Genomic DNA, 14,664 nt, shown 5'->3' with positions numbered 1-14,664 from the left:
GACTTTCGGTTCGGGTGGTCGTTGGCTTGGCTGTGGGGAAACGTGAGTCGCGGCCGTGGATCGTGTCGGATGAACTGTGGGCGCTGATCGAGCCGTTGTTGCCCGAGCCGGCGCCGAAGCAGGTGGAGGGGCGCCCTCGGGTGCCGGACCGGCAGGCACTCTGCGGGATCCTGTTCGTGTTGCATACCGGGATCCAGTGGGAGTACCTGCCGCAGGAGCTGGGCTTCGGTTCCGGCATGACCTGCTGGCGGCGTCTGGCCGCGTGGAACGATGCCGGCGTGTGGGACCAACTGCACGTGGTGCTGCTGAAGAAGCTGCGGGTCGCGAAGAAGCTGGACTGGTCACGGGCGGTGATCGATTCCTCCCACGTCAGGGCCGCTCGGCGGGGCCCAAAAGCGGTCCCAGCCCGGTCGACCGCGCACGGCCGGGCAGCAAGCACCACCTGATCGTCGACGGCCAGGGCATCCCACTGGCCGTCTCGCTGACCGGCGGGAACCGCAACGACGTCACCCAGTTGATGCCGTTGTTGCGGAAAATCCCGCCAGTCCCCGGCCTGGTCGGCCGGCCGCGCAGACGACCCGACGCACTTCTGGGCGACCGCGGCTACGACCACGACAAGTACCGCCGTCTGGTCTGGGCGACCGGGGTGAAGCCCGTGATCGCCCGCCGCGGAGTGCCGCACGGGTCCGGCCTGGGCGTCCACCGGTGGGTCGTCGAGCGGACCATCGCCTGGCTGCACGGCTTCCGCCGGCTCCGCGTCCGGTGGGAACGACGCGACGACATCCACGAAGCCTTCCTCGGCCTCGCCACCTGTCTCATCACCCACCGCCACGTCCAACGCCTTTGTTAGGACCTCTTATGCGGACCTTCCGAAGCCCACGCTCGTGCCCACGCACGGGGACCTGCAGTACCGCAATGTCCTGCTGGACGGCGGCGGTGAGCCGCTGCTGTTCGACTTCGAGCGGTCCGAGTACAACACCGCGACCCGGGACATCGTGCGGCTGAGCGACACCTGGACCGGCCGGCCTGACCTGCGCGCCGCGTTCCTCAACGGCTACGGCATGGCGCTCACCCCTGCCGAGGAGCTGCGCCTGGACTGCGAGGCCGCCTTCGACGCCGTTTCCGGCATCGCCTACGGCACCAGCCACGACGACCCTGAGGTCACCGAGCGCGGCCACCGCACCCTGCGCCGACTCCGCGCCCAACATCCCTAGCCCGTCTGCATCTTCTACCCGTTCGAGGAAGGACCCCTGTGCCCGAACCCCGCCTCGCCACCCCTGCCGATGCCGCCGAGATCGCCCGCCTGCGGTCGGAGAACATCCTGAGCGAACCCCTCGACGAAGCCTGGCTCACCAAGTGCGCCGACCAGCTCGCCTTACGCCTCCAGGACGGCGGTGACGCCCGCGCGTACGTGATCGACTCCCCCGCCGGCGGGCTCGCCTCCTGCGCCCTCGGCCTGGTCCACGCCGTCCTGCCCGCCCCGAAGTACCCCCAGGGGTTGGCCGTACGAATCCACGCGGTCGCCACCGACCCCACCCACCGGCGCCGCGGCTACGCCAAGGCCGCGCTCGCCGCCCTCCTCGACCACCTGGAGCACAACGGGGTCACCCTGTACGAGCTGTACGCCAGCGAGGGCTCCGCCCCGCTGTACGAGCAGCTCGGCTTCGCGGCCGACCCGGCACTCATGCGGATGACGCGCTTCCCCTCCGCCGTCGAAGGGAACGCGTCGTGAGCGAACGGAAGTGGCTGCCTCCAAAGGAGTTCGCGGCGACGCTGCCGAAGGCCACGGTCTTCGGGGCGGTGTTCTTCACCGATGAGGACGACCGGCCCGTCCAGCTGCGGGCCACGTACTCCAGTACCCACCCGTGGCAGTGGCCGGGCGGCGTAGCCGAATCGGGCGAGCGCCCCTGGGAGACCGCCGTGCGGGAGTGCCTGGAGGAGACCGGCCTCCGCGTGGAGGGACCGCCGAAGCTCCTGGCCACGGTGTTCGGGCTGCCGGGCAAGGACTGGCCGCTGGCCACCGCGGGATGGGTTTTCGACGGCGGCCGGCTCACCCCCGGGCAGCTTGCGGGGATCGTGCTGGACCCGGACGAGCACGACGAGGTCCGCGCCCTGGCCGTCCCCGAGTGGCAGGGCCTGATGCCGGGACGCGATCACGCCCGGCTCGAGGCCGTGATGGCCGCCCGCAAGTCCGGGACTCCGGCGTACTTCGACACCTGGGACTGGGAGGTCTAGATGAGCATCATCCTCATGTCTGACCCGCGGGTCGCCGCCATCTCGGTCGCGGACAACGGTGAACCCCTGGCCGATGTCCGCGCTGGCGGAGAATTCCTCCTCGATGACCGCCGCGCCGATCCCGCGTACGCCTTCGCGCACCTGCGCTCCGGTGTTCTCGACCGGCTCCTGCAGGCGCAGCTGCTGCTGCCCGAAGGGCTGCGCCTGCTCGTCGTCGAGGGGTTTCGCCCGCCGGTACTGCAGCAGCGGTACTTCGAGGAGTACGCGGCCGAGCTGCGCGCGGGCCATGGCGACTGGCCGGCGGAGGAGCTGCGGGCGCAGGCGAGCCGGTACGTGTCACCGCCCGAGATTGCCCCGCACAGCGCCGGCGCGGCCGTCGACCTGACCCTCGTCGACGCGGACGGCACCGAGCTCGACATGGGCACCCGTGTCAACGCCAGCCCGGAGGAGAGCAGGGGGCGCTGCTACACCCTCGCCGACGGCCTCTCCCCCGGGGCCCGGCTGCACCGCGCCACCCTCAGCCGTGCGCTCACCGGCGCCGGGCTCGTCAACTACCCGACCGAGTGGTGGCACTGGTCCTTCGGCGACCGCTACTGGGCCCTGATGGCCGGCAAGCCGGAAGCCCTCTACGGACCCGCCTCCCAGCATCCCTCCGACCTTTCCTGAGCCACCCGACGAACAGGGAGCCCCGCAGCACATGAGCACCACGCACACCGCACAGGACTGGCACGCCCACTACGCGGCCGGCCGCGACTTCCGCCCCCTGAGCGACACCGAGAAGAGCATCCTCACCAAGCACCTGGCCCTGCCTGAGGACGCCCAGGCGGCCCGGGCCCTGGATGTGGCCTGCGGGACTGGTGAGCTCGCCCGCTTCCTCGCCGCAGCCGGGTACCAGGTCGACGCCGTGGACTGGGCCCAGTCCGCCGTCGACAAGACCAGCGCGGCCTCGGCCGGGGTCAGCTGCCACCGCCTCGACCTGACCAGCGGGGACCTCTCGCCCCTCGCCCCTGCCGGCACCGACGGCTATCGGCTGATCACCATGCGCCGGGCCCTGGCCCACCTGCCCGACCGCACCCGCACGGTCGCCGAACTCGCCGCCCTCCTCGGCCAGGACGGCACCCTGTGCGTGATCACCCCGCACGCCGACCACCACCCCGAGGAGCTGCGCGGGATCTGCCTGGACGATTCCGAGATCGACCTCCTCGCCGACGGCTGGCAGCACACCGAGCGCATCGAGGCCGGCGACCTCACCGTCCTGCTGCTGCGCGGGCCCAAGACCGACCCCGTCGCCTACAGCGAGAAGCGGACCCCGAAGCCGTCCGCGATGGCCGGAGTCGCTGTCGTGGTCACCAACGAGCGCGGGCAGGTCCTCCTCGGCTGGAACCCCTCTCGCGCAGTGTGGGAACTCCCTGCCGGCAAGGTGGAGCCGGGCGAGGCCTTCGAGGCCACAGCGGTACGCGAACTCGCGGAGGAGGCAGGTCTGCAGGCCCGGCCGGAGTCGGTGCTCCTGCTGGGCACGTTGTGCGACTCCACGCACGGATTCACCCGGGTCACCGAGATCGCCCGCCTCACCGACTACACCGGCGAGCCGACCGTCCGGGAGCCGGAGTTGATCACCCGGTGGGAGTGGCACAGCCCCTTCGCGGTGCGGAACCTGCCCCAGCCGTTGTTCACGGCTTCCGCTCAGGCCCTGAACGTGGTGTGGCCGGGTCTGCTGCCCGACGTCCCGCCCGCGCACCACACGCCCAGGCCCACCGGGGACGTGCCGCTGAAGTTCGGCGAACCGGCCGCATCGCTCCGGCTCCGGGAGCAGCTGGTCCAAGACCTCACCGAGGCCGGCTGGACCGACACCCCGGAGCTGCGGGCGGCGTTTTCGGTCGTGCCCCGGCAGGCGTTCCTCCCCGAGCAGTCACTCGCCCGGGCCTACGTCAACGAGGCGGTGGCAACCGTGTTCGACGAGGACAGCGGGCGGTCGATGAGCTCGGTGTCCCAGCCCGAGATGCAGGCGGTCATGCTGCGCCGCGCCAACCTTCGGCCGGGAGCGCACGTGTTGGAGATCGGGGGTGGCGGCTACAACGCCTGCCTGATCGCCGAACTCGTCGGTCCCCAGGGGTCGGTGGTGTGCATGGAGATCGACCCGTACGTGCATGCGCGTACGGAGCGGTTCCTGGCCGAGACCGGGTACGCCAAGCGGGTCCGGGCCGTCCTGGGCGACGGCACCGGCGGAGCACCCGGGGACCTGCTTCCGGCGGACGGCTTCGACGCCATCATCGTGACGGTCGCCTCGAACGACGTTGCGCGGTACTGGACGAACCAACTCGCCCAGGGCGGGCACCTGGTCGTGCCCCTGCGGATCGGCGGGTTCACCCGGGCCGTCGGCCTGCGCAACGAGGACCCGACACTGGTGTCCACGGAGATCAGCCCGTGCGGGTTCGTCCCCATGCAGGGTGCCGGCCGGTGGGACGAGGCCCCGGCCCCGATCGGGGACACCGGCTACGGCATCCGCTGGGAGGACACCCCGCCCGCCGCGCTCGACGGCCTGGACCGCGCCCTAGCCGCGGGTGGCGTAGAGCTGTGGACCGGGGTGACGGTGCGTGGCGGGGAGACGATCGAGGACCTGCAGCTGTGGCTGGCCACCTCCCTGAGCGGGTTCTGCCGGATGGAGGGGGATCCGGACCGGCCAGGGCCGGTGCAGCTGCCGAAGCGGTCAGGTGCCGAAGCGGTCGTCCTCGGTCGCTCGCTGGCCTGCCTGATGACGGAACGGCGTGAGCACGACGAGGCCGGCGGCCCGTCCACCTGGGAGTTCGGAGTCCAGGGCTTCGGGCCGGACGGCAAGGCCGCCGCCGACACCCTGGCCGCCGCCGTCCACACCTGGGACCGCGACCTTCGGGGCCGGGCCGCGCCCCGGCTGACGGTGATGCCCGCAGGTACCCCCGACTCAGCGCTCCCCGCCGGAGATGTCGTGGAGAAGAACGACTGCCGCATCGTGGTCTCCTGGCCCGGCCGTGACGAGGCCCCCGGCCCCGCCGTTGGACGGAACACAACCTCAGGGAGGTCCGACGAGCAGTGATCACCTGGATCAACGGCGCCTTCGGCAGCGGCAAGAGCACCCTGGCGGCCCGCCTGCATCAGGCACTGCCCGGTTCGGTAGTGGCCGACCCGGAGGAGATCGGCGACCTGCTGCGCCGCACCCTGACCGGGCACCCCGGAAAGCTCCGCGACTACCAGGATTACCCGGCCTGGCGGCACCTGACCACGGCCTACATCAGCGAGATCGCCGCCCACACCAGCGGTCACGTCCTCGTGCCCATGACCGTGCTCAATCCCGCGTACGCCGCAGAAGTGTTCACGCCCTTGCGCCGCTCGCCCGGGCTCGTCCACCTCGTCCTCCACGTCGAACCGGACGAGCTGAAAGCCCGGATCGACGCGAGCGAGGAGTTTCCGGGAGACGAGACCCGCAGCGAGGCCGTACGTGCGTACCGGCGGCGAAGGGCGGTGGACTACGCCGCTGCCGCCACTGCGTGGATGCACGCCGACGGCCATGTCATCGACACCAGTGCCCTGCCGGCGCACGCGGTCCTCCAGGCCGCCCTCAGCCGTATCTCGCCCGCCACCCCGTAACCGACGATGGAGCCCGACCCTGATGACCAGCAGCACCACCCTCACCACCGTCCGGCTGGGGACCCGGCCCAGCCCCATGGCCCTGGAACAGACCACCCGCTTCGCCGACACCTTCCGCGCCGGCTACCCGCAGGCGGTCCTCGACATCGTCGAGATCGTCTCCGACGGCGACCGGCACCACGGCCCGCTCTCGGCGATCGGCGGGAAAGGGGCCTTCACCCGCAACGCGGACCGCTACCTCCTCGACGGCCTCGTCCAGGCCACGATCGCGTGCGCCAAAGACGTGCCCGGCCCGCACGACCGGTCCCCCGGCGTCATCATCGGAGCGGTCCTGCCCCGAGAGGACACCCGCGACGCCCTCGTCCTCCCCACAGGCCATCCCGCGACCACGCTCGCCGAACTCCCTCCCGGCACCAGGGTCGGAGTGATCGTCGAGCACCGTGCCGACGACCCTGCCACCGGGGAGGTGCTCGCACCCCTCACCCATGGCCCCACCCGGATCCTGCTCGACGCCGAGCGAGCCGCGCTCGCCACGCTGCACGGCGGGTGCCTGACAGCCGCCTCCGCCCACGCCACCCTCGACGCCGCGTCGGGAGTCGTCACCGTGCACGCCGCCGTTCTCGACCCGACCGGCGGTGACCCTCTGCGCGCCTGCGCGTCCGGCCCCTCGACGTCAGCCCATGAAGTCGGGCAGGACGCAGGCCAACAGCTGCTGGACGCCGGAGCGGAGCGTCTTCTCGGACGGTCCGCATGACCGATTCGAAGGCCCGGCAGGCAGTCTTCGCGCCGCCCGCCGAGACGTGCGACCAGCAGCGGATGCGCAGCCGGCACCAGCAGGCCGCCCGTGCCTTCTCCGTGACCGCGTCCGGGCCGGAAGCCTGGGGATGGCAGGGCCGAACCCTGGGCCGGCGAGCCGGCCGGTGGTGGCTGCGGCTGGTTAGCGCTCCTGCCGACAAGCGCAACGCCCGCCTGTGGGAGGGCACTGCCGCCGCGGACTCCGCCCTGCCCCGCTCCGTTCCCCGGCCTCGCCTGCACGACGTCACCGAGTGGACCGACAACGCCATCGTCTACCGGGCCGAGCTGTCCGAGTACATCGCCCAACCGGCGCTCCAATCCGGCGGACCGGTCCTGACAGGCGACGTCGACCTGCCCCGCTCCTGGTGGGGAGACCTGCGCAGCGCGCTCGCTGCCACTGCGACGGTGCCAACCGACCGGCAAGCCGTACGGCAGCAGTGGATCGACCGCAACTTCACCCGCTTCCTCGGCGCCCCCGTGCCCACGATCGCTTCCTGGACCACGGGGCACGGGGACCTCCACTGGGGCAACCTCACGCCCGAGCCCCTCGTGATCCTCGACTGGGAGGGATGGGGCCTGCTCCCCACCGGCTACGACGTGGGCCTCCTCCACGCCTACACCCTCCCCCAACCCGCCACGGCCGCTCGCATCCGCAGCGAGTTCACCCACGTCCTCGACACCCCCGAGGGACGGATCGGCGAACTCGTCGCCCTCGCTCAGCTTCTCCAGGTCACCGGCCGCGGCGCCCACCCCGAACTCGCCCCGCACCTGGCCCGCAGAGCCCAGCAGCTCACCGGCACACCCGTCCCAGCAGCCACGGGCACGGCCGGAAACCCCGACCTCTGACCTGACCCCACCCCCGACATCTCGATGCTGCGGCCCGCACGCAACCGTGACGGCCGGCACCGACACCCCAACCGAAGGAGCAGCCGTGTCGCTTCCCAGCCTGCTCGGCGTCTTCGCACACCCCGACGACGAGGCCCTCTTGGCCGGCGGCGTTCTCGCGCAGCACGCCGCCGCGGGCGCAGCAACGAACGTCGTCACCGCCACCTGGGTCCCCCACCAGCCACCGGGCTCCCGAGCTCGCCGACGCCCTGGCCGCACTGGGAGCCGGCAAGCCGAGGATGCTCGGCTACGCCGATGCCCGCATCCCAGACTCCGCGCCCGGCCAGGCCCGGCTGTGCGACGCCCCCATCGACGAGGTCGTCGAGCTGCTCGTCGGGCACATCCGCGCCGTGCACCCCCAGGTTGTCGTGACCCACGACGCCTACGGCCAGCTGACGGGCCACCCCGACCACGTCCGCACCCACCAAGCGACCGTCCTCGCGTTCCACGCCGCCGGTCTTGAGCACCTCCACCCGGATGCCGGGACCCCGTGGCAGCCCGCGGCCCTGTATGCGGCCACACACCCCGTCTCGGGAGTGGCCGAGCTCGCCCCGCTCTTGGAGCGGGTGGGGAAGAAGATCCTCAGCGTCCCAGACGAGCACACCACCGCGACGGTCGACGTGAGCGAGTGGCTCGAGCAGAAGTGGGCCGCGATCTCGGCTCACCGAAGTGAAGCCGCCAAGGAGAGGCCGCTTCCCGGCATCCTCTCCCGCCTCCCTGCAGCGGAGCGGGAGTCGATCATCTCGACCGAGCACTTCACCCTCCTCGCCACCCGCCCCGCACCCGCCCACCGAGCAACGGCCACGGAGCACGCCCGCCTAGGCAAGCCGGTGTGAGCGGGCGGAGTGCGCGCGGTACGTCCGCCCCGGCAAGGCCGGCCTGGTCCCGGACCCGTGCTGTCTGCTCCAGACGGAGCAGGGGTGGTGACTCCGGACGCCGGTGGACGTTGGAATGACCGTGCCGAAGACCGCGTCCAGCTCAAGCAATGCCAGCGCCGCCCCTGCCCGGAAGGAGCAGCAGCCGGGCTTCCTCTTGACGTCCCCACAGGGTGAAGCAGCGCGCACGCTGCTCGGCTACGTGGCCTCGCTGGCCCTTCCTGACGCCGATGCCCAGCTCGTTGCCGTGGTGGTGGCGATCCGAGCTGCGCGTGGCGGGGTGGGCAACATCACCGGGGCGGACCTGTCGGCCCTGCGGCTGGGCGATGCGAGCGGAGCCGTCGATGCCCTTCGTGGGTTGGGCTGGCAGGTGGATGATGCGCTCTTCGGCGGTGATCCGGCAGTACCGGTCCCGGTCACCGTGCCGGATCTGGCCCGGGAAGCGGGCCACCCTCTGCCTTTCGGGAAGAACACGCGCTCACGGGTATCCGGATGGACCACGCGGACCTTGTCCGCCAAGCCGGTCAAGAAACTCCCTCCCGCTGGTCGGCTGGCCGGGCTGTTTCTTGCCGCGCACAGCACCTCCAAGCTCCTCGGTCAAATTCCGCCCGACCTTCCCGACGCTTGCCGGGCCGCCCTGACCTTCCCGACGCTTGCCGGGCCGCCCTGCCCGACCTTCTGCGGAAGGGCTTCCTCACTGAGCTATCCGAGGACCGCTGCCGCCTCGACCCCGCGGTGCGTCACTTGTCGGGCATGCGTCAGCCCTCCGAAGAGGAGAGGGCACAGAGTGCCAAGGACGAGGGCAGGGCGGTTGCGCTCGCTTCGACTCCGGGATTCCAGTTCGACGCAGAGGCATGGGCCGGGTGGAAGAGCGCGGTCACGCCGGCCTTGCGCCGACACGTTGAGGCCGTTGAGTACTGCACCGTGTGTGCTCGGACACCGGAGCGCGTCGCACAGGCGTTTATGGTGCCCGGGCGCCCTCAGTTCTTCTCCAGGAGCACTGCGGTCGCGTACGGCGCGTGGAAGGACACGCACCCGGACCGGGGCCAGCTGGCGGCCGAGTTCACCGTGGGCTTTCGCAGCGAGCACGGCCACGGCCCCTCATATGCCCAGCTGGGCTCGGGCCTGGGCTGGCAGGTGGATCACGCGTTGCGGAACTTTGCCGTGCGGCGGCTTCTGGTGAACGAGTGGCTGACCGAAACGGGGACGGTGCCGTGGACGTTGCGCCCGGGGCAAGTCGCACAAGGCGAGGGCATCACCCTGCCCAAGGCACGGAATCCGGAGGCCGCCGTTCAGGCCCGGACATGACGGGTGGGTGCCCACGTCGCCACCCGGCTCGGAGGCCGTGATTTCACGTATGCGGCCGCCGGTCAGACCGCTGGCCAGACCTTGTAGTGGTGAGAGGCCACGGTCTAAGAACTCCTAACGAAATGATCTTTGATGGGCCGGTTCCAGGTGTTGGAGTGTTGTCGGGCAGCATGGGGTGATGAACTCGGATGAGCCGGTGCCACGGGAGTTGAAGGTTCTCGATACGGCATCGCTGGTCAGGCTTGAGGAGCGGGCATCTAGGCTCCGCCTCAACCAGCGATTGGAACCGGCATGGGTGCAGGCGAATGCAGCGTCTGATGGGACCCACTACCTGTGGCCAGCCCTGTGGAACAGCCTGCCCCATCGCCCCGGCATCCCGCGCCAGTTGCGGTGCGAACTACTCATCACGCTTCAGGCGGGAGACCGCGTGATGAGCTTGCTGGACGTCCTGCCTGATGACTTCGCCCCTCTGCCGAGAGTGCTCTCCCGGGACGAGGGTATGGAGGTCGGCCGACTCCTGGACAGCTCCCAGAGCGTCAGGGAATGGCTACTGGGCAGGAGTGTCCCGGGCCAGCCGTGAGAGGCGGCGCCAGCAGATGAGTGCACATCCCAGGCTCAGGAAGGCTTCGTGGATGTCGTCACGTATCTCCCAGCGGATGCGCAGGCGGCGGAACCAGTGCAGGTGGGCGAAGGCGCGTTCCACGACCCACCGCTGAGTTCCGAGTCCGGAGCCGTGCTCGGTGCCCCGGCGGGCGATGAGCGGCTTCACTCCGAGGTCCCAGACCAGGCGGCGGTACTTGTCGTGGTCGTAGCCGCGGTCGGCCAGCACCACATCGGGGCGCCGCCGGGGCCGGCCTCGCTTGCCCCGGACCGGTGGCACCGCCTGGAGGAGCGGGATCAGCTGGGTGACGTCATTGCGGTTGCCGCCAGTCAGGGTGACGGCGAGCGGGATGCCGGTCGCGTCCGTGATCAGGTGATGCTTGCTGCCCGTTCTGCCCCGGTCGACAGGGCTTCGTCCAGTCTTGGATCCCCCTATAGCGCCCGGATGTGGGAGCCGTCCACAGCGGCCCGGGAGAAGTCCAGGGCGTTCACGCTGCGGAGCTTCGCAAGGAGGACCTCGTGGAGCCGGGCCCACACGCCGGCTTCGGTCCACTCCGCCAGACGGCGCCAGCAGGTCATGCCCGAGCCGAAGCCTCCCGTCTGGTTGGGGGCCACGTTGGGTGACCTCGGCTCCGGACCCGGTTCGGCGCAGTCGGCACCCTCGCCGGTCTCTTCTTCCTTGGCGACTGGATCCGCGACCGGATCCGCGACCACCGCGCACGTGCGAGGGTGGGGCTCTGGCCTTCCTCGTCTCGGAGACATCCACGCTGATGCGCGAGGAGTTCGAGGAGAACACTCCCGACCAGCGCGTCCTCGCCGTACTTGAGGGCACGGAGGAGATTCAGCCGGCTTGTCGACGCAATAGCCTCGGCCCGTGACCCACAGCCGCAGCCAGACGGAGCAGCCTGACCCCGCCGAGCTCCCTCTCCTTCAGACTCTGCTGGACCGTACAGACTGGGCTTCGCTCCCCACGGCCTGCGGCACGGGTGAATCCCTGCCGGCGGCGCTGACCCTCCTGACCAGCCCCGACCCACTCATCAGGGAGTCCGCACTCCAGGATGCGCTGGGGCCCGTGACCCACCAGAACAGCATCTACGAGGCCACCGTGCCCGTGTCGCTCTGCGTCGCGGCAATCCTCAACCACCCGGCCATCACGGCAGGCGACGACAACCACGACGCCAAGACGCCCCCGAACCGCCCCACTCTCGTGCAGCTGCTCGACTGGCTCGGCGACACCGCTTACGACGCCAACGACGAGTGCGTTGCCATCGACGAACGCCTCTACGGTGAGGGATTTCTCGATGAGTACCAGCCCATGCGTGCTTTTCGGGACGCGCGCCCGGCGCTCTTCTCCGCTGTGCAGGCCCTCCTCGGTCATGACAACGCCGACGTGCGACACACCGCCCTCGTCGCTGCCATCCCCCTCATAGAACACCCGCTCCTCACCCACCACCAGGTCGATCTGGCCGGCCACGCCCGATGTCTACTGGCCACCAGCACTGACCGACACCACCGAGACCGCGTCCTGGACGCGCTGAAGGCTTGGGGTCACGACACCAGCAGCCTGGAGAACGCGTCCGACATTGCAGCCCGCGAACACTGCGCCCTCCTCCGAGCCGCACGCGCTTCATGGGGAGGCGGCTACAGCGAAGACCCGCCGTTCTGACTCAAGGTCCAAGGCGCCATCGAAGGCGCGGCAGCGGTCCGCACCTGCCTCAGGGGCGAACCGCGCGGACGTGGTCGGCTGAGAGATGGAGCTCGTACGGCAGACAGCAGTCGGAACAGAGGGTTGCGACCAGGGTTCCGCAGGCGCACAGCTGGTTCATTCCCCCGTCCGGGGTTGCTCCGCAGCAGGCAGGGGATGCGTGCTGCAACTCCAGGCCGCGGGCATCGTCCGGGTTGATGACGATGTTGCCTCGCGGGCCCTGCGACACCAGCGGCTTTCCCTCCACGTTCCAGTGGCCCCCGTGGCGCGGCATCACCGGCCCGGGCACTTCGGCCACGACCAGGGGCGCACCGTACGGCTCCGTCTCGATCGCATAGCAGCCTGACGGCACGGTCGCCGGCGACGGGCCGGGCTCATCGGCATCCCACCATGCGTAGTAAGGAGCCTCGGGAACGGTGGGCAGCCGTGTGAGTGGCCCCGTCAGGGGAATGCCGCAAGCCGCGCACACGAACACCACCGCTCCGACGTCTGCAGCTCCGCTGGCGATGCCTTGATCCTGGTCTCGCTGATCGTTCATGCGTTGACGGTACGCGGCACGCTGCCAGGCTCGGCGGCCAACCGTGCCGGGACCGGGCACGACACCGTCCCGAGTCAAGCGATAGGGCGCTGCCGCAACTTGGCGACGTCGTGTTCCCCGTCAGCGGGGCGCTCTGGCGCCTGGGCAACAGACGTTGTCGCCGCTGGCCGACAAAGCGGCCTCGCCTTGTTCACGAGAACCTTCGGGAGTCACCCGGGTCAGCGGCCGTTCGATTTCTACTGAGGCACGCCAGCGAGGCCCGTCGAAGTATTCGGTTGTTCATGAAGGGCTGAACCTGCGACGGTCACCTGCATGAACGTGGTTCTGGGCGACAGGTCCAGGTTCGCCGCAGAGGTCGGTGACCCCGGTCCACTGTGTCGGGTCGACCTCTGGGCGGCTGGAAAGTGGCTGACCTGCGACGACAGTATGGCGTACGTCCCCCAGTTCCGCCGCGATGTGCTGGACGTTGCCGCCTGGCTGCGGTCCGGTAAAGGTTCTTCCTTGCCGTTCGCCGGCTTCTCCGCCGAGGCCACACACCGGCGTCTCAGGCAGCACGCTGGGGACGACAACGAGACCGACTACCAGCTGCGCAGCCGGTTTCGGGCCCTGCTCTGGGGGCCCACCACCGACAACGTGATGGCCTATCTGTTCCACAACAAGGACGACCTGGTGATCACGCTGGAGTTCTGGCGTGAGGAACACCTGCTCAGCCACCCCGAGGACGCCGGTGCGGTCTTCGTGGTCGAGATCCCGGCCGACGAGTTCATCGGGATCCTTGAAGGCATCGCGGCCGCACTTGATAGGAGCGAGCACTGCTCGTGATCCTTCGATGACATCAAGAGGCCTCTCCCCTGGCGGGGCTGAGCCGAGGAGAAGCCCAGGATGCTGCTCGGTGCTGTCACGAGGCACAAGACGTTCGATTCCGGGACTCACTCAAGTGACTCCAGAGCTTCTCGCGAACAAAGCCACGGCCCCGGACTTTTGTCCGCGGACAAAAGTCCGGCCTTCCTCCCTCAGCCTGCCGGGTGCGGCGGCGTGGACGGCTGCGGAGCGCGAGACCAGCGGACGGGCCCTTCAGTGAGCCAAGTGCCGTCGCCCAGGGGCTCCAGGTCGTAAGCGTGGGCCGCCGCCTCGACGGCCATCTCTCCGCTGATCGCACCGGAGCGTACGTCGATCAGGTGGAAGCGGAACCAGTCCTCGCCGTCCTCGGTCTCACCGCCGAGGGTGACCACAGCCGTGTCCGGGGTCAGGTAGCCGCCGCTCCATTCCACGAACCTCTCCTCCGGGTCGTACCCGAATGCCTCGACGGGGAGGGTGAGGAGAACCTCGCCGCTGGGGTGGCGGTGGAAGGCGACGTCCGCCTGCCCGTGGTCGACGGTCATGAACTGCTCTCCGCCCGGCGCCAGGTCGATCAGACAGCGGTCCGACCACGGGTACGTCACGAACCCCACCTCGCCGTCAGCCCCGATCGTTCCCCGGAGGATGACGGAGCCGTCCTGGCCCTCACCGATGTCGAGGTAGATGCTGCCGTCCACGGGGTGCACGCGGTGGATGGCGCCGTGCCCGACCGTCTCCAGCTCCCGGCGGGCGAGCACCTTCCCGCTGTCGGCGTCGTACACGACCCACAGGTCGCCTCCCCCGCGGCCCGCCATCGCGTCCGGCCGGTAGACCCACACGGTCCGGCCGTCCAGGGAGAGTGCACAGCCAGGGCGGTGGCCATGGCGCACGTCGGAGTGCGGCTCGAAGGCCGACTCCCATACGAGCTCGCCGGCGCGCGTGAGACAGATGACCCGGTTCAGCGTCGTGTACACGACCCGCTCCAGATCGGGCCGAACCACAGACTCCACGACCTCATCGCCGGTCTGAGGCTGGAACACCGCGGTCGGCTTCAACGTCCCGAGAGCACCGGATTCGATCACGTAGGCATGGATCTGCCCGTCACGTTGACATCCTCCCCTCCCTGAAGGGAGGGGATTCCTAGCTCACTTCGCCTGACTCCTAGCAGGGGGCAGGGCTTACAAGATCAGCACTAGCCGGGTTGAGACCAGCCCGGACGAGCATCACGCGGGCGGAGTTCTTGTCCCTGGGGGACGAGGTTCCGC

General features: G+C 70.1%; 15 protein-coding genes and 2 pseudogenes. 13 read left to right on the top strand and 4 right to left on the bottom strand.

The window, feature by feature from the left end; translation table 11 throughout:
* The first annotated feature begins 26 nt into the window (after positions 1-26).
* From AB0O36_RS24680 to AB0O36_RS24635, 10 genes and pseudogenes are all read left to right on the top strand, one after another.
* Positions 27-850, top strand: a protein-coding gene (locus AB0O36_RS24680) for an IS5 family transposase (protein WP_365114103.1) whose coding sequence is annotated in 2 segments (ribosomal slippage) — positions 27-384 and positions 384-850 — 825 coding nt in all. Because the reading frame shifts where the segments join, the coding sequence is not laid out codon by codon here.
* Positions 851-884: 34 nt separating this feature from the next.
* Positions 885-1,214: a phosphotransferase gene (locus AB0O36_RS24675; RefSeq protein ID WP_365114101.1), complete on the top strand. Its 330-nt coding sequence runs from the start codon at positions 885-887 to the stop codon at positions 1,212-1,214.
* A gap of 38 nt (positions 1,215-1,252) precedes the next feature.
* A complete protein-coding gene (locus tag AB0O36_RS24670; RefSeq protein ID WP_365114099.1) occupies positions 1,253-1,732 on the top strand; it encodes a GNAT family N-acetyltransferase in 480 nt (159 codons plus the stop codon).
* Positions 1,729-2,235, top strand: coding sequence for an NUDIX hydrolase (locus tag AB0O36_RS24665; RefSeq protein WP_365114097.1), 507 nt, complete (start codon positions 1,729-1,731; stop codon positions 2,233-2,235). Before AB0O36_RS24670 ends, AB0O36_RS24665 begins: the two co-directional genes overlap by 4 nt.
* Positions 2,236-2,901 (top strand): M15 family metallopeptidase, encoded by a 666-nt coding sequence (locus AB0O36_RS24660; RefSeq protein ID WP_365114095.1) that lies wholly within the window; start codon positions 2,236-2,238, stop codon positions 2,899-2,901.
* A 31-nt stretch (positions 2,902-2,932) separates the two neighbouring features.
* A complete protein-coding gene (fxlM, locus tag AB0O36_RS24655) occupies positions 2,933-5,305 on the top strand; it encodes a methyltransferase, FxLD system (RefSeq protein WP_365114093.1) in 2,373 nt (790 codons plus the stop codon).
* Positions 5,302-5,856: an AAA family ATPase gene (locus AB0O36_RS24650; protein WP_365114091.1), complete on the top strand. Its 555-nt coding sequence runs from the start codon at positions 5,302-5,304 to the stop codon at positions 5,854-5,856. The genes fxlM and AB0O36_RS24650 overlap by 4 nt, the downstream gene beginning before the upstream one ends.
* A gap of 22 nt (positions 5,857-5,878) precedes the next feature.
* Positions 5,879-6,610: a hypothetical protein gene (locus tag AB0O36_RS24645; RefSeq protein WP_365114089.1), complete on the top strand. Its 732-nt coding sequence runs from the start codon at positions 5,879-5,881 to the stop codon at positions 6,608-6,610.
* Positions 6,607-7,497 (top strand): hypothetical protein, encoded by an 891-nt coding sequence (locus tag AB0O36_RS24640; RefSeq protein WP_365114087.1) that lies wholly within the window; start codon positions 6,607-6,609, stop codon positions 7,495-7,497. The genes AB0O36_RS24645 and AB0O36_RS24640 overlap by 4 nt, the downstream gene beginning before the upstream one ends.
* Positions 7,498-7,543: 46 nt before the next feature.
* Positions 7,544-8,372 (top strand): annotated as a pseudogene (locus AB0O36_RS24635) (PIG-L family deacetylase).
* A 142-nt stretch (positions 8,373-8,514) separates the two neighbouring features.
* Here the strand turns inward: AB0O36_RS24635 and AB0O36_RS24630 are convergent.
* Positions 8,515-8,862, bottom strand: coding sequence for a hypothetical protein (locus AB0O36_RS24630; RefSeq protein WP_365114085.1), 348 nt, complete (start codon positions 8,860-8,862; stop codon positions 8,515-8,517).
* 302 nt (positions 8,863-9,164) lie between these two features.
* Between AB0O36_RS24630 and AB0O36_RS24625 the strand changes: the two genes are divergently transcribed.
* Entirely contained in the window at positions 9,165-9,719 is a 555-nt protein-coding gene (locus tag AB0O36_RS24625; RefSeq protein WP_365114084.1) for a hypothetical protein, read from the top strand.
* A gap of 547 nt (positions 9,720-10,266) precedes the next feature.
* Here AB0O36_RS24625 and AB0O36_RS24620 read toward each other — a convergent pair.
* Positions 10,267-11,023 (bottom strand): annotated as a pseudogene (locus AB0O36_RS24620) (IS5 family transposase).
* 170 nt (positions 11,024-11,193) lie between these two features.
* Here AB0O36_RS24620 and AB0O36_RS24615 point away from each other — a divergent pair.
* Positions 11,194-11,985 carry a hypothetical protein gene (locus tag AB0O36_RS24615; RefSeq protein WP_365114082.1) on the top strand — a complete coding sequence of 264 codons (792 nt, stop codon included), beginning with the start codon at positions 11,194-11,196 and terminating at the stop codon, positions 11,983-11,985.
* A 49-nt stretch (positions 11,986-12,034) separates the two neighbouring features.
* On the opposite strand, the gene AB0O36_RS24610 is transcribed toward AB0O36_RS24615, so the two are convergent.
* Complete coding sequence (locus tag AB0O36_RS24610; RefSeq protein WP_365114080.1) at positions 12,035-12,562, bottom strand: hypothetical protein; 528 nt, start codon at positions 12,560-12,562, stop codon at positions 12,035-12,037.
* A gap of 312 nt (positions 12,563-12,874) precedes the next feature.
* Between AB0O36_RS24610 and AB0O36_RS24605 the strand changes: the two genes are divergently transcribed.
* Positions 12,875-13,384: a hypothetical protein gene (locus AB0O36_RS24605; protein WP_365114078.1), complete on the top strand. Its 510-nt coding sequence runs from the start codon at positions 12,875-12,877 to the stop codon at positions 13,382-13,384.
* 191 nt (positions 13,385-13,575) lie between these two features.
* On the opposite strand, the gene AB0O36_RS24600 is transcribed toward AB0O36_RS24605, so the two are convergent.
* Positions 13,576-14,493, bottom strand: a complete 918-nt coding sequence (locus tag AB0O36_RS24600; RefSeq protein ID WP_365114285.1) for a hypothetical protein — start codon at positions 14,491-14,493, stop codon at positions 13,576-13,578.
* Positions 14,494-14,664: the final 171 nt, after the last annotated feature.

Origin of the sequence: Streptomyces sp. NPDC089799 (genome assembly GCF_040684755.1) — a bacterium.
Lineage (GTDB): Bacteria > Actinomycetota > Actinomycetes > Streptomycetales > Streptomycetaceae > Streptomyces.
Note: the sequence above shows the minus strand (reverse complement) of the source record. Positions and strands in the feature narration are given on the sequence as shown.

Excerpts from the sequence above, each read along its gene's own strand:
- AB0O36_RS24610 (WP_365114080.1), bottom strand. The coding sequence starts at position 12,562 with ATGAACGATCAGCGAGACCAGGATCAAGGCATCGCCAGCGGAGCTGCA.
- AB0O36_RS24625 (WP_365114084.1), top strand. The coding sequence starts at position 9,165 with ATGCGTCAGCCCTCCGAAGAGGAGAGGGCACAGAGTGCCAAGGACGAG.
- AB0O36_RS24640 (WP_365114087.1), top strand. The coding sequence starts at position 6,607 with ATGACCGATTCGAAGGCCCGGCAGGCAGTCTTCGCGCCGCCCGCCGAG.
- AB0O36_RS24605 (WP_365114078.1), top strand. The coding sequence starts at position 12,875 with ATGAACGTGGTTCTGGGCGACAGGTCCAGGTTCGCCGCAGAGGTCGGT.
- fxlM (WP_365114093.1), top strand. The coding sequence starts at position 2,933 with ATGAGCACCACGCACACCGCACAGGACTGGCACGCCCACTACGCGGCC.
- AB0O36_RS24645 (WP_365114089.1), top strand. The coding sequence starts at position 5,879 with ATGACCAGCAGCACCACCCTCACCACCGTCCGGCTGGGGACCCGGCCC.
- AB0O36_RS24660 (WP_365114095.1), top strand. The coding sequence starts at position 2,236 with ATGAGCATCATCCTCATGTCTGACCCGCGGGTCGCCGCCATCTCGGTC.